Source organism: Streptomyces sp. V3I8 (assembly GCF_030817535.1).
Classification (GTDB): domain Bacteria; phylum Actinomycetota; class Actinomycetes; order Streptomycetales; family Streptomycetaceae; genus Streptomyces.
On sequence record NZ_JAUSZL010000002.1, the window covers coordinates 499,244 to 512,722 of the forward strand.

The 13,479-nt window shown below is 71.2% G+C and carries 14 protein-coding genes and 1 pseudogene; 6 read left to right on the top strand and 9 right to left on the bottom strand.

Translation table 11 applies throughout. The features are described 5' to 3' along the window. The 3 genes from QFZ75_RS02425 to QFZ75_RS02435 all read left to right on the top strand — a co-directional run bounded on the left by QFZ75_RS02425 (position 1) and on the right by QFZ75_RS02435 (position 3,438). Complete coding sequence (locus QFZ75_RS02425) at positions 1–843, top strand: class I SAM-dependent methyltransferase (RefSeq protein ID WP_307533570.1); 843 nt, start codon at positions 1–3, stop codon at positions 841–843. A 225-nt stretch (positions 844–1,068) separates the two neighbouring features. Then, entirely contained in the window at positions 1,069–1,410 is a 342-nt protein-coding gene (locus tag QFZ75_RS02430) for a cytochrome P450 (RefSeq protein ID WP_307533571.1), read from the top strand. Between the two features lie 57 nt (positions 1,411–1,467). Further along, positions 1,468–3,438 carry a flavin monoamine oxidase family protein gene (locus tag QFZ75_RS02435; protein WP_373466018.1) on the top strand — a complete coding sequence of 657 codons (1,971 nt, stop codon included), beginning with the start codon at positions 1,468–1,470 and terminating at the stop codon, positions 3,436–3,438. A 76-nt stretch (positions 3,439–3,514) separates the two neighbouring features. On the opposite strand, the gene QFZ75_RS02440 is transcribed toward QFZ75_RS02435, so the two are convergent. The 3 genes from QFZ75_RS02440 to QFZ75_RS02450 form a co-directional block, all read right to left on the bottom strand. Continuing rightward, positions 3,515–4,096, bottom strand: coding sequence for a TetR/AcrR family transcriptional regulator (locus tag QFZ75_RS02440; RefSeq protein WP_307533573.1), 582 nt, complete (start codon positions 4,094–4,096; stop codon positions 3,515–3,517). A gap of 113 nt (positions 4,097–4,209) precedes the next feature. Next, positions 4,210–5,721, bottom strand: a complete 1,512-nt coding sequence (locus QFZ75_RS02445; RefSeq protein WP_307533574.1) for an MFS transporter — start codon at positions 5,719–5,721, stop codon at positions 4,210–4,212. Between the two features lie 151 nt (positions 5,722–5,872). After that, complete coding sequence (locus QFZ75_RS02450; RefSeq protein ID WP_307533575.1) at positions 5,873–6,379, bottom strand: hypothetical protein; 507 nt, start codon at positions 6,377–6,379, stop codon at positions 5,873–5,875. 508 nt (positions 6,380–6,887) lie between these two features. Here QFZ75_RS02450 and QFZ75_RS02455 point away from each other — a divergent pair. Then, positions 6,888–7,013, top strand: a pseudogene (locus QFZ75_RS02455) (IS5/IS1182 family transposase); the annotation flags it as partial. Between the two features lie 28 nt (positions 7,014–7,041). Here QFZ75_RS02455 and QFZ75_RS02460 read toward each other — a convergent pair. Continuing rightward, complete coding sequence (locus tag QFZ75_RS02460) at positions 7,042–7,626, bottom strand: TetR family transcriptional regulator (RefSeq protein WP_307533576.1); 585 nt, start codon at positions 7,624–7,626, stop codon at positions 7,042–7,044. A 109-nt stretch (positions 7,627–7,735) separates the two neighbouring features. Here QFZ75_RS02460 and QFZ75_RS02465 point away from each other — a divergent pair, with 109 nt between their 5' ends. Continuing rightward, positions 7,736–8,593: an enoyl-CoA hydratase/isomerase family protein gene (locus QFZ75_RS02465; RefSeq protein ID WP_307533577.1), complete on the top strand. Its 858-nt coding sequence runs from the start codon at positions 7,736–7,738 to the stop codon at positions 8,591–8,593. A 153-nt stretch (positions 8,594–8,746) separates the two neighbouring features. Here QFZ75_RS02465 and QFZ75_RS02470 read toward each other — a convergent pair whose 3' ends face one another. Together QFZ75_RS02470 and QFZ75_RS02475 are read right to left on the bottom strand one after the other, a co-directional pair. Beyond that, the gene (locus QFZ75_RS02470; protein ID WP_307533578.1) at positions 8,747–8,917 is read right to left on the bottom strand and encodes a hypothetical protein; all 171 of its coding nucleotides are present in this window, start codon (positions 8,915–8,917) and stop codon (positions 8,747–8,749) included. Positions 8,918–9,154: 237 nt separating this feature from the next. Then, positions 9,155–10,351, bottom strand: coding sequence for a glycoside hydrolase family 64 protein (locus QFZ75_RS02475; RefSeq protein WP_307533579.1), 1,197 nt, complete (start codon positions 10,349–10,351; stop codon positions 9,155–9,157). 205 nt (positions 10,352–10,556) lie between these two features. On the opposite strand from QFZ75_RS02475, the gene QFZ75_RS02480 reads away from it, so the two are divergent. Beyond that, a complete protein-coding gene (locus QFZ75_RS02480; RefSeq protein ID WP_307533581.1) occupies positions 10,557–11,354 on the top strand; it encodes a class I SAM-dependent methyltransferase in 798 nt (265 codons plus the stop codon). Positions 11,355–11,432: 78 nt separating this feature from the next. Here the strand turns inward: QFZ75_RS02480 and QFZ75_RS02485 are convergent, their stop codons facing one another. From QFZ75_RS02485 to QFZ75_RS02495, 3 genes are all read right to left on the bottom strand, one after another. Next, on the bottom strand, positions 11,433–11,861 hold the full coding sequence (locus QFZ75_RS02485; RefSeq protein ID WP_307533582.1) for an SRPBCC family protein: 429 nt from the start codon (positions 11,859–11,861) through the stop codon (positions 11,433–11,435). A gap of 118 nt (positions 11,862–11,979) precedes the next feature. After that, positions 11,980–12,243 carry an HU family DNA-binding protein gene (locus QFZ75_RS02490; RefSeq protein ID WP_307533584.1) on the bottom strand — a complete coding sequence of 88 codons (264 nt, stop codon included), beginning with the start codon at positions 12,241–12,243 and terminating at the stop codon, positions 11,980–11,982. Between the two features lie 173 nt (positions 12,244–12,416). Then, the gene (locus tag QFZ75_RS02495; RefSeq protein ID WP_307533585.1) at positions 12,417–13,454 is read right to left on the bottom strand and encodes a hypothetical protein; all 1,038 of its coding nucleotides are present in this window, start codon (positions 13,452–13,454) and stop codon (positions 12,417–12,419) included. Positions 13,455–13,479 lie beyond the last annotated feature (25 nt).

Here is a 13,479-nt window from a genome sequence, read left to right on the forward strand (position 1 = left end):
ATGGTCACCGACTGGGAGTGGGACGACACGCTGTTCCTGGGCGCGGCGGCCCACTACCGCCGCGGCAGGCTCCCCTACTCCCCCGGGCTGGCGGACGCGCTCGCCGAAGCCCTGGAACCCGACGGGCGAGGACGCCTCCTGGACGTGGGATGCGGACCCGGCACCGTCGCCCTGACCCTCGCCCACCTGTTCGACGAGGTCGTCGGCGTGGACCCGGACCGCGGGATGATCGCCGAAGCCGTGCGCGAGGCCACCGGGCGCGGGGTGGGCGGGAAGGCGCGGTGGGTGCGGGCCCGGGCCGAGGAACTGCCGGCCGGTCTCGGGACGTTCACCGTCGCCGTCTTCGCCCAGTCCTTCCACTGGATGGACCGCGACCCGGTGGCGGCGACCGTCAGGGACATGCTCCGGCCGGGCGGGGCCCTCGTCCACATCTCCGATCTGAAGGCGCGGACCCGGGCCGTCGACGGCCTGCCGCATCCCGCGGTGCCGTACGCGGCCCTGGACGAGCTGGTCGCACGCTACCTGGGCCCGGTCCGCAGGGCAGGCCGGGGCGTGCTGGCGCGGGGCACGCCGAGCGGGGAGGCGGCGGTGTTCACCCGCGCCGGATTCACCGGCCTGCGGCGCCTCGTGATCCCCGGCGGGCAGGTCCTGGAGCGCTCCGCCGACGACGTCGTGGCCGGCGTCTTCTCGATGTCGTTCTCGGCGCCGCATCTGTTCGGCACGCGTCTGGACGCCTTCGAGGCGGACGTACGCCGGCTGCTGCGCGAGGCCTCCCCGGCGGACCGCTTCTCCGAGCGGCAGCCGGGCACCGAGGTCTTCGTCTGGCGCCGGGCCCCCCGCTGAAGCACCGTCACGCCTGGCACGCCTCCGCCTCCCTGGCCTCCCTGGCCTCCCTGGTGACCGTACGGTCCCGGGCGACCGCGCTCTCGCGCACGACCAGTTCGTACCCCGCCGTCAACCGCGTGGGCGGGCCCCGCCTCGGCGGTGATCCGGTGCAGCACCGCGCCCACGGCCAGTTCGGCGACCCCCGCTCGTCCGGCCGGGGACGTAGCGGCGCCGGACACGGTGGTGACGTACGAGGAGGAGGGAGCGGCGCGCTCACGCTCTTCGCCGTCGACCGCGGCCGGCAGGCGGGGCGGGGCGGGGACGGGAAAGCCTCGCGCAACCCTCAGGTGGTCAGGAACGTTTCTCCCCTTCGGGGCGGGCAAGCACAAGTGCATCGGCGACCGGTTCGCCCTCACCGAGCTGATCACCGCCGTCGCGACGATCGTCCGGCAGGTGCGGTTCGACCTCCCTCCCGGCCAAATCGTGCGGCCGGTGGCCCGGGCCACCGTACGGCCCGGGACCCTGCTGATGAAGGTCGCCCCGCCCTATGACGGAAAGAGTGGTTTGAGCTCCTCGTCCGTGTGAATGCCCTGGATACGCGCCGGCCGTGTGCCAAGCATGATCACGATGACTACACACGACATGGACAACTCCCCTCCTCCGTCCCTTCATCCGCAGGACACGCCGCCCACGAGGCGTTCGGTGGTCACGGCGGCCGGTGCCACGGTCCTCGCCGCCGGACTCACCGCCGCCACCGCCGCGCCCGCGACCGCCCTGAGCCCCGTCGCCGTACCCTCGGTGGCGCCGGCCGCGGCGCCACCCGGTGTCGATCCCCAGGCCTACACCACGGTCGCCCGCGCCATCGCCGTGTACGACGAGCACGACGAGTCCCTGGTCCCGTCCTACGTACGGGCCGTCGAGCACGGTCTGCCACCGAGCCGGGGCAGGGCGTCGAAGCGGGTCCTGATCGTCGGGGCCGGCCCGGCCGGTCTGCTCGCCGCCGATCTGCTCCACCGGGTGGGCCACGACGTCGTCGTGATCGAGGCCAACGACAACCGCGTCGGCGGCCGCATCAAGACCTTCCGCACAGGCGGTCACGAGAACGGCGAGCAGCCCTTCGCCGACCCCCGGCAGTACGCCGAGGCGGGGGCGATGCGCCTGCCCGCAAGCCACCCGCTCCTGATGGCGCTGATCGAGAAGTTCGATCTGCCGCGCCAGGAGTTCCTGCTGGTGGACGTGGAGGTCGACAACCCGGCGCAGCGCGCCAACCGCACCTGGATGCACATCAACGGCGTCCACATGCGCCGGGCCGACTACGAGCGGCACCCCGAGAAGATCAACGACACCTTCGGCGTCAGGGGCGACAACCGTACGAGGACCGCCTCGGCCATCCTCGCGGCCGCCCTGGAGCCCGCGCACCTGCTCATCCGCGGCAAGGAGGGCACGGCTCTCGTCGAGGGATGGGTCAAGATCCTCAAGCGGTACGGCCACTGGTCCATGTACCGGTACCTCACCGAGGTCGCCGGCCTCGACGTCCGGACCATCGACCTCGTCGGCACCGTACAGAACCTGACCTCGCGGCTGCACCTCTCCTTCCTGCACAGCTTCCTGGGCAGCGCGCTGATCGACCCGAAGACGAAGTTCTGGGAGCTCAAGGGCGGCACCGCGGTGCTCGTCGACGCGCTGTACGCACCGGTGAAGAACAAGGTGCGGCTCGACAGGCGTGCCGTGCGCATCGAACGCGGCGACGGCGGCGTACGGGTGCACACCGTGTCGGAGGACTGCCAGACCGGCGACGGCGGTGTCACGGAGGTCTTCGAGGGCGACGAGGTGATCGTCACCGTGCCCTTCTCCGGGCTGCGCCACGTGGCCTTCGACCCGCCCCTGACCTACGGCAAGCGCCGCGCCATCACGGAACTGCACTACGACGCCGCGACCAAGGTGCTGCTGGAGTTCTCCCGGCGCTGGTGGGAGTTCACCGAGGAGGAGTGGAAGGAGGCGCTGGACTCCGTCGAGGACGGCCTCTACGCCAGGTACCGGGCCGGCAGGGTCAGGGACGGCAGACACCTGGGCGCACACCGGTCCGTACGGGACCTGGGGGTGACCCTCTCCGACGACCTCAAGAAGTGCTTCTCGGCCTTCCGCCCCGCCGTGTCCGGCGATCCCGAGGCCGCCCACGTCCGCGGCGGCGGCTCCGTCAGCGACAACGCCAACCGCTTCACGTACTTCGAGCACGCGCACCCCATGGAGGGCAGCGACGGCGGTGTCGTCCTCGCCTCCTACAGCTGGTCCGACGACGCCCTGAAGTGGGACGCGTACGCCGACGAGGAGCGGTACCTGCGCGCGCTCGCCGGAGTGCAGGCCGTCTTCGGCCGCCGCTGCGAGGTGTTCTTCACCGGCAAGTGCAAGACCCAGTCGTGGATGCGCGACCACTACGCCTACGGCGAGGCCTCCGTCCTCTTCCCCGGTCAGCACACGGAGCTGTTCCCCGACATCCCGAGGTCGGAGGGGCCCCTGCACTTCGCGGGGTGTCACACGTCGATCAAGCCCGCCTGGATCGAGGGCGCCCTCGAATCCGCCGTCCGTACGGCGCTGAAGGTCCACACCGGCTGAGAGCGCCCGCCCGGGGCCCTGGCGGCCCCGGGCCCAACGGCTCCGGCTCCGGCTCCGGCTCCGGTCACGGCTCCGGTCACGGTGTCAGGAAGGCCTGCACGGCGGGTGCGTACCGGCCGACGATGTCGTCGAGCGGCGTCGCGCGCAGTTCCCCGCCCCGCGCGATGCCGTACATCACGCCCAGGCCGAGCAGCATGCTCACGGCCAGTTCGGCGCGCAGGCCGGCGTCGGAGCCGTCGAGGCGCAGGGCGAGCCGGTCGCTCACCTGGGTACGGAAGTTGGTGCGGAGCGTGTCTCCCTGACTGCCGTGGAACGGGGCGAAGACGATGCGCAGCAGCGGGTCGGCGCCCCGTTCGCGCTGGCTCACCAGGACGTGGCGGACCATGTGACGGCCGAGGGCCGCCACGGGTGCGTCGAGCAGCACGGCGGCGTCCTCGTCGAAGGACATCACCTGGGCGAAGAGGGTCTCCTTGTTGCCGAAGTACTTCATGATCAGGGGCGGGCTGACACCGGCCCGTTCAGCCACGGCCTTGAGGGTGATGTCTCCGTGGGCGTGCCGTGCGAGGAGGTGGCGGGCCGCGCGCAGGATGGCCGCCTTGGTGGCTCCGGCGTCCCGGCGGACCGGGCCGCCGTCCGGCACGGCGGCGGGCGCGGCCACTGCCGCTGCCGCGGTCCCGGCACCAGCATGCGCAGGGGTCTCGGTATGCGCACGGGCGTCGGCACGAGCAGGGACGTGGGCAAGGGCATCGGCGTGGGAGGACTCCGGGGACATCATGATTCTCCTGCTCCCTCCAGCAGCGTGTCCGCGGACCGTCCGCGCCGCCCCGACCACCGCCCGGCGTTCGCGGGCTCACCGCCCACCGGTATCGACAAGGCCATCGCGCACCCGGCCAGGGCGACCGCCCCGGCCATCGCGAAGGCCAGCAGATACCCCCGCAGACCGGGCAGGGGCAACCCGCCGACCAAGTGGGTGTGGTGCACCAGTACGGCGGCCACGGCCGCACTGCACACCGCCTGGCCGATGGTACGCATCAGGACGTTGACCCCGCTCGCGGAGCCGGTCTGCGCGGCGGGCACGGCTCCCAGGATCAGGGTGGGGAGGGCGGAGTAGGCGAGGGCGGTGCCGGCCGACACGATGGTGCCGCCCAGGACGATCACCCACAGGTCGCGGCTGTCCGCGATCCGTATCGCGTACCCGAACGCGATGACGGCGGCCCCCAGCGCGAGCGTCACGCGGGGACCGCGGGCCATGGAGATGCGGGCGGAGACCGGCGAGAGGAACAGCATGGTCACACCGCTGGGCAGCAGGCACAGTCCCGCGCCGACGATCGACAGGCCGAGCCCGTACCCGGTGCTCGTCGGCGCCTGCACGAGCTGCGCCGTGACCAGGGAGTTGGCGTAGAAGGAGAATCCGACGAGCAGGGCGGTCAGATGAGGCAGCGCGACGCTCGGGCGGGCGGCCAGCCGCAGGTCGACCAGCGGTCGTCCGGCCCGCAGTTGCTGCCACCACCACAGGGCCAGTACGAGCACGAAACCCGTGAACAGGGAGACGACCGGCACACCGGTCCAGCCCCACTCACCGCCCTGCGAGACCGCCAGCAGCAGGCAGATCAACAACGTGGCCAGGCCGAGGGCACCGAGCGTGTCGAACCGGCCCGGCTGCCGTACGGCCGACTCGTCCACCGCCCACCGGGCGAGCGCCAGCCCGGCCGCTCCGAGCGCGGCCGACACCCAGAACATGGTGTGCCAGTCCGCGTACTCGACGACCAGCGCGGCGAGCGGCAGGCCCAGCGCCGCGCCGATCCCGACCGTGGAACTCATCAGGGCGACGGCGGAGACGGTGCGCTCGGGCGGCAGGACGTCGCGGAGGATGCCGATGGAGAGCGGCACCACGGCCGCGGCGGCGCCCTGCAGCGCCCGGGCCGCGATGAGCACCCGGATGTCCGAGGTCAGGGCGCACAGCACCGAGCCCGCCGTCATCAGCGAGAGGGCGAGGAGCAGGACGCGCTTCTTGCCGTACATGTCGCCGGCGCGGCCCAGTACCGGCGTGAGCACTGCGCCCGCGAGGAGGGTCGCGGTGACGGTCCACGACACGGCGGCCGCGGTGGAACCGGTGAGCCGCGGCAGGTCGGGGAGCAGCGGTACGACGGCGGTCTGCATCACCGCCATCAGGATGCCGCCGTACGCGAGGACCGGGACCGTCAGGCGGACGCGCAGCCTCTCCAGGGACGAGACCCCGCCGACGGCGGACGGTTGCGCGGGCAGCGGCGGCGGATCCTGCATGGCACTTCCCTGGACGAGACAAGGCGGGGGTGAACAGCCATTCACCCTAGTCGATGAATCGTCGTTCACCTACCGTTCGATTCCGCGGGTGAATTCCTGTTCACCCGCCGAAAAACGCCCGTCCGTGATTCCGGCGCGGATTCACCGACCGTTACGGCGTGCCGGGGCCGGCGCCCGCCGTGCGCTCGGCGTCGAGGTCCCGGACGACCCCGCCGACCTTCGTCCGCAGGAACTCGAGCATCTTGGGCTTCGCGCTGATGGCCCACTGCGGGCCGACGAGGTACCTGCCTCCGTAGATCGCCGCGCTGTCGAGCCAGGTCAGCTTGTACTTCTCCGCGGGAAAGGTCGTGATGAGGTAATCGCCGCCGGTCGTGTGGCAGACGCCTTCGCGCAGTTCGTCGGCGTCGGTGCGGATCTTGACCTTGCAGCCGGTCAGGGCGGCGATCACCTCGACCTTCGCCGGTGCCACGACCCCGGCCGAGGGGGCGGACACCGCGGGGGTCCTTGCCCGCCCGTCGTCCGTGGAGCCGTCGTCCTCGTCCCCGCCGCAGGCGGTGGCGAGCGTCAGCAGCGCCAGGCCGCCGGCCAGTGCGGCGCCGCGCGCCGTGCGGGCGCCGAGGGTGCGGCCGGTACGTCCTCGCTGTGGCTGGTGTGGCACATGCCTCTCCGTATCCGTGCTGGTCCCGCGCCGAGGGGCGGGTGTTCCACGGGTGGTACGGAGCGGAAGTGCCGGCTGTTCACTCCCGGTGCCCAGGATGCCGGTGAGCGCGCCGCGACGGCCCGGGTGACCGGCCCGGCCCCGTGACCGCCGTCCACCCGCGCCGTCCACCCGCGTCGCGGGTCCCGCCCTTCGTCTCCGATACCCGGGCGTCCCCGGTGCCTGGGGCGTTTCTTTCGGATCGGGTCGGATCGGGCCGCGGTGTCCGGTGCGGTGCGTCGCGAGGCGGAGCATGATCCGCGTATCGGGCGTACCCGGGTCGTGCGACAACGCCGCGAGGCGCCGTGTCGGCCGGGCGCCGCGGACCCGGGCCGATCCAAAAGAAACGCCCCAGGGCCTGTATCAAGTCGTGATCTACCTGACCCCCGGTCCGTTGCGGTTCCGGGCGGTCGGGTAGAACAGCGGGGTGTCTCGCCCTCAACTGTCCGATGACACCTGGGATTACCTCCCGCTCTCCTTCATGATCACCGCCGGGCAGGCCGGGGACAGCCCGCAGTTCATCCCCGTCCTCCAGGGCATCCGGGCCCCCGGCCCGGCCGGCCGCCCCCGCACCCGCCCGGACGGTCGGGCAGCGTTCATGGCACGGCCGCGGGAGCCCGCGGTTACCGCGGCCGTGCCAGGGCTGCGAACGCGTCGTCCGTGAGCGACGCCAACTGTGCCGCTCCGTTGCTCTCGACCCAGCCGTCATACGCGACCATGACGCAGCCGAGCGCGGCCATCGCACGCGTCCGGAGGGTGATGAGAGGGGTTTCGTCCTCGCCGCGTTGAGCCAGGACGTTGACGAGTGCCGGCCGCCAACTTGCTTGCTTCTCGTGCAGGCGAGCCGAGAGCGCGGGAGTCGACCACACCAGCCGGAGCCGAGCCAGTCCGTCGGCCGCGTCGTCCTCCAGAAGCGCTACAGCGGGGGTGATCGCCGCGCGGAGCGCCGTCCAGTCGTCCTCGGAGCTGGGGCGCGACGCGAGGGCGGACGCCATCTGCTCCTTCAGGGGATCGAAGACGTAGAGGACCACGTCCTCCTTGCTGCCGAAGTACCGCAGGAACGTGCTCCGAGAGACGCCCGCTCGGCTGGCGAGGTCATCGAAGGTCACGGGATCGAACCCGGAGTCCAAGAATCGGCGCAGTGCGAGGTTGCCGAGTTCGTCTCGGATCGCTGCGCGGCCGATCGCTCGCGTGCTGATGCCGTCCATGCACCGAGTGTACGTTCCCGCCCCTCATTTGCACGATCGACACTGCGGGTCTACCGTGACACTCAGTGTCACATATGGTGCCGCGTTCAATCCTCTGGAAGAAGTTCCCATGTCCTACGACCTGCCCGCCCTGCGAGTCGCCGTTGCCGGTGGCGTCGCGACCGTCACGATCGACAACCCGCCCCTGAACCTCTCCGACGGAACACTGCTGCCCTCGCTCCGCAGTTTCGTCGCCGAGGTCCGCGACGACACAGACGTGCGGGTGATCGTGTTCGACAGTGCCGATCCCGACATCTTCATCGCCCACGGCGAGACGAAGTTCATCACCGAGCCCGATGTGCTGGCGGCTGCGGGAGCGGCGACCGTCGCAGCGAACCCCGACGCGGAGTTCCCCGCTGATCTGAACCTCATGCAGGTCGTGCACGAAGAGGTCCGGTCGCTTCCTCAGATCACGATCGGCAAGCTGACCGGGCTCGCCCGTGGGGGCGGGAACGAGTTCCTCATGGCCCTCGACATGCGCTTCGCGGCGATCGGGAAGGCCGGCCAGGCACAGCCCGAGGTGCTCATGGGCATCATGGCCGGTGGTGGCGGAACCCAGTACATGACGTCGCTGGTGGGCCGCGCGCGCGCCCTCGAGCTCCTACTCGGTGCGCAGCTCGTCGACGCGGAACTCGCCGAACGGTACGGCCTCGTCAACCGCGCGCTCCCCGCAGACGAGATCGACGCCTTCGTCAGTGCCTTGGCGACCCGGATCGGCGCCCTCAAGCCCGAGATCGTCTCCGCCGTGAAAAACGCCGTGAACGCGGTTCCGAACCCCGTCACCCGGGCGGGACTGGCAACGGAAAACTCGCTGCTCGGCCCGCTCTTCACCGCCGACGCCGCGGAACTCGCCCACAAGCTGCTCCGCGCCGGCATGCAGACCCGTGACGGCGAGCTCCGACTCGAGGCCCTCATCAACGAGCTCTGACCAACCAAGGGGGTCGGCGCGGAGCAATCCGCGCCGACCCCCTTCGCTGTTCACCTTCTGCGCCCGAGACCTTGCGGTAGAGACCGACCTGATCCTCGGCCGTGTACGGCGTACGGCGTACGGCGTCTCGGGCCGGCCCGAGACGCCGTCAGTTCACTCGCCGGCCTCGTTGCCTCGCGAAGTGGTGAAGGCGGCCAGGTGCGCGCTCGCGAATTCAGCGAACGTCGCCGCAGCACGCTGCAAGATCTGCTGCACGTCGTTGCTGCCCCAGTCGGAGTCCCCCTTGGCGAAGAGGCCGAGCGCCTGGGCATTGGCCTCAGCCACCGCAGCAGGCAGACCAAGCCGGAGCAGAGCCGCTTCCTGTTCGGCGATCGTGATCCGGTCATGGGCGACCCGCCGCCCCGGAAGCGCAGTGAGCGCCTCCGCGACGTCGCCTTAGTGCCTGTGTCAAGTCGTGATCAAGCTGTTCCGAGGTGACGGATCCAGAGGAGTGCGCCGCCCCGACCGCCCGGAACCGCAACGGACCGGGGGTCAGGTAGATCACGACTTGATACAGGCCCCCTAGCTGAACGGGTCGAGCGTGATGTACGCCGTCTGCGGGTTGCCGTCGTTGACGAGCGACTCGTGGGCGCCGACGTCGTCGAAGGCGAAGCCGTACGCCTTGCCGTCGGCCATCTGCTCGTGGATCTTCTTGGCGTAGTGGTTGGTCACCGCGTCCTGGTAGAAGCCCGCCGAACCGGTGTCGGGCTGGTTGGGGTTGGTCAGGAGCGTGGAGCGGTTGTAGCCCGCGCACAGGGTGCGGGAGATCGGGCCGCGCACCAGGTCGTTCGGCGCGTCCAGCAGCTTGTAGCAGCCGAAGACGCTGTCCGAGTCGGGCTTCTGGAACGAGGTGACGACAGCGCCGGAGCTGTTGGTGAAGTTCATGACGTTCCCGGAGACCCTGCCGAAGTACTTGGTGCCGGGCTGGTCCGCGAACGGGGTCACCGTCAACGTGGAGGAGGCGTACTTGGTCCACACCCGGTTGATGTAGTCGTTCATGACGGTGCTCGGCAGGGCACCGGCCTCGATGCCGTGGCCGGGCGCCAGGGCACGCAGGACGGTGCCGTCGGACCGGGTCCTGATGAGGCCGGCCCAGCCACCTGACTGGCTCCGCAGCGAGTTGAAGAAGGCGGTGTAACCGCCGGCCTTGAGGTGTCCGGTGGTCTTGACCGTCCCGGCGGCGGTCTTGACGCCGACCGCGTACGGGGCCGAGAACATGTCGACCTGGGTGCTGTTGATCCACAGACCGGCGTCGTTGAGGGTGTACTCGGTCCAGTTGAAGAGGATGTTCGCGTTCGGGTCGGACGGGTTCTGCACCGCGGGCTGCACCAGGCCGCCCGTGGTCAGCTTGAAGACGAGCTTCTGGCCGTACGAGAAGTAGACCCGGCCGGAGAACTTGGGCATCCGGATCGTCTTGGTCTGGCCGTTGGCCGGCCCGGCGATCGACGCGTCCGGGGCGGGGGTCGGCGGGTTGCCGCCCGCCGGCCAGGCGTGGAACGTGCCGTTCGCGTCCGCCCAGCCCTGCTGGCCGGTCGAGAGCAGGGTTCCGATGACGTAGACGTAGACCTGGTCCCCACGCCCCGAGTTGTTCTTGAGTTCGAGCGGGATGGTCGTGGGCACCGCGGCCTCGGCGTGGGACACGGGGCCCACCGCCGTGAGTCCCGTACCGACGGCCGCCGCGGCCACCAGCGCCACCAGCGATTTCCGTAGGGCAAGCATGCTCGTCCTCCTGCCAGGTGGGTTCATCGCCACCGGAGTTGAAGTACGACGGATGGACGGACGGTCGGGGAGCCGCGTCCCCGCCAAGGGGGGGAGGTGAGAGGAAGCGGACCCTGTCGGTCCATGAGAGCGCTCTCAGAGTGCCTGCGTGAACAGAGCACGTCAAGGTCTAGACCAACATCGGCAGCGCTACTACCGTGAACGGATGGACCAGGACGACCGGACACGCCAGGACGACCGGATGCTCCACTCCTCGTCGTTCGGCGCGGCGGCGGTCGCGTACGCGGAGCACCGCCCGGACTACGCGCGGGCCGCGGTGCGGTGGGCCTGCGAGCCTGCGCCCGGCCCGCGCGTGCTCGATCTCGGCGCCGGAACGGGCAAGCTGACGGCCACCCTGGTCGCACTGGGCGCCGAGGTCACCGCGGTCGAGCCCGATCCGGCGATGCTGACCGAGCTGCGCCGCGCACTGCGGGGGGTCCGTGCCCTGGCGGGCGGCGCCGAGGCGCTCCCGCTGCCGGACGCCTCCGTCGACGCCGTGCTCGCGGGCAACGCCATGCACTGGTTCGACATGGCCGTCGCGGGACCCGAGATCGCCAGGGTCCTCGCGCCCGGCGGCATCCTGGCCGGCCTGTGGAACGTCCTGGACGACCGGACCGAGTGGGTCGCCGCACTCGCGCGGGCCGGTGGGAGCGCGGCCGTCGGCCCGCGTGACACGCCCGCGAGCTGGCGGGCCGAGACGACCGGCATGCACCTTCCGAGGACCGGCGGGGCGGCCCGGTTCGGCTCACCGGAGCAGACCGTGTTCCCGCACGGGCAGCGCCGTACTGCCGACTCCCTCGTCGCGACCCTCGCGACGCGGGCCGGGATCCTGGTCATGCCGGCACAGGAGCGAGAGGCCACGCTGAGCCGGATCCGCGCTTTCCTCGCCGGCCGGCCGGAGACGGCCCGCGGCGAATTCACTCTTCCGATGCTGACCGGAGTGCTGCGCGTGCGGCGGCTGTGAGGCGTCAGGTGCCGGACACGGCCTTACGGGGTCCGGCACCTGACGCGATCCGTCCCCGGCCCGGCGGGGAGGGGACGCTCAGTCACGGACGAGCCGGCGCAGGGCGAGGCGCGCCAGCGGCGCGTAGGCGATCAGTGCGAGCAGCGGCCCCTGCATCACGAGCCGGGTTTCGGTGCCGACACCGGTCCCGGCGCCGGTCCCGACGCCGGTCCTGGCGCCGGTCGTTCGGGGGAGCACGTCGTGCCGCAGCCGCACCCGCACCGGTCCCAACCGCACCCGCCAGCTCCAGCTGCGCCGTTCGGGGTCGACGTCCTCGACGACGAAGGCGACGCTGAGACCCACCACGGACTCGACACTCCCGCGCACCCCGGGCGCGATGTGCGCCGTGTCCGTGTGCACCGCCCTGATCTGCGGCGACCAGCCGGGCCACTGCTGAAAGTGCGTGTAGCGCCGCCACACCGTGCCGGCCGGGGCGGGACCGATGGCCCGCAGATTCATCGTCGCCATGAACGCGTCCGTGATGAGGCGTGTCCGACCGATGCGGGCCCGACCGATGCGGGCCCGGCCGGTACGCGATCGGCAGGTACGCGATCGGTCGGTACGCGATCGGCGCCGGTTGCCGCGTTCATCCGGTGCCGCTCCGGAGGTAGGAGGCCAGGGCCTTGCCGGGCCGGAAGGCGGCCGTGCCGTCGGCACCGTGGAAGTCGCCGAAACTGCCCAGGACGACCGTCTCCCCCGCCCTGACGGCCTCCGCGATCAGACCGGGGTGTTCCACCGTCCCGAACAGCGCGTCCAGTACGCGCTCGACATCGCGCGGCGCGAGCCGCCCGTCGCCTTCCGCGGCTCCCGTCCGGCCCGCGGTCTCCTCGATCAGCTGGTGCTTGTCCATGTGCCGAACCTGTATCCCGTCATGGGGCTCGAACGCCCGGGTACCCCTGTCTTTGGTACCCGGGCCTCCGAGGAGCGGAGTCCTTCCCCACCACGATCACGGGTGCGGGCGTTCGGCGCACCTTGCCTGCGCCGGTCGGTCGACGGGGCCGCGGTCTCCGCGGGCGCGGTCCGTCAGCCGCGGGCCATCGCTATGGAACCCGCGAGCCGGTCCCCCGCCTCGTAGATCATGTACGGGACGCCGCCGTCCGTGCCGAACGACGGGGCCGCGGCGCGACCGTTCTCCGGCGCGGTCGACAGGGAGTTGTAGAAGACACCGAGGTGCGTGCGCCTGCTGAAGTCGTTGCCGACCTCGGTGATCATCAGGTCGCCGCCGCTGCCCTTGTCCTTGTTGTAGACGACGTACGTGCTGTCGTTGCGGTACAGCAGGTGCGGACCGCCGATGTTGACGGCGCCGACGTCGGTGTGGCGGACCAGCGGCTGCTGGTCGAAGGTCCAGGTGCGCCCGTCGGCCGACCAGCCCCAGTGGATGTCACGGTGGTCGGTCGTGTTGTTCAGCATGAAGACCATCACGAAGTGGGCCCCACGGGACGGCAGTTCGTGCGGGAAGACCCGGGCGTACGACGTCTCGGTCGTGCCGCCGGGCAGCATGGACGTGGTCAGGACGACCTTGTCGTAGGTGAAGTTGACGCCGTCCTTGGACCGGGCCAGCCGCGTCGTGGTGTTCTCCCCGTGGAAGTACATCCACATCTCCTTGGCGCTCTCGTGCCACATCACGTGGGCGGAGGCGACGTGGCTGACGGAGTAGTGGGGCTGCCAGTCGTTCGGGACGATCGGGTTGTCCGGGAACTCCGTGAAGGGGCCCTCCAGGGAGTTGCCGTACGCCAGGCAGATGCCGCCGGGTGCGTCGTGCGGCCCGTAGTACAGGTAGTACTTGCCCAGGGGGTTCGGGATGCGGCCGGCGGTGCCCCGGATGCACGGGAAGATGATCTCGCCCGTCGGGTTGTACTTCAGCCGGGAGGGGGTGAGCAGCGTACGGACGTACTTGTAGTCGGGGAAACCGCCGGGCGCTGCGGCCGCGGACGGGGCGGCCGCCCCGTCCGGGATCAGGGCGGACGCCGCCGTGGGGGCGAGTCCGCCGACGGTCAGGGCGGCGCCGGTGGCGGCACCGGCGCGCAGGAACAGACGACGACCAGGACGCGGCTCGTTCATGGTGCGACTCCAGACTCCGGAAGGA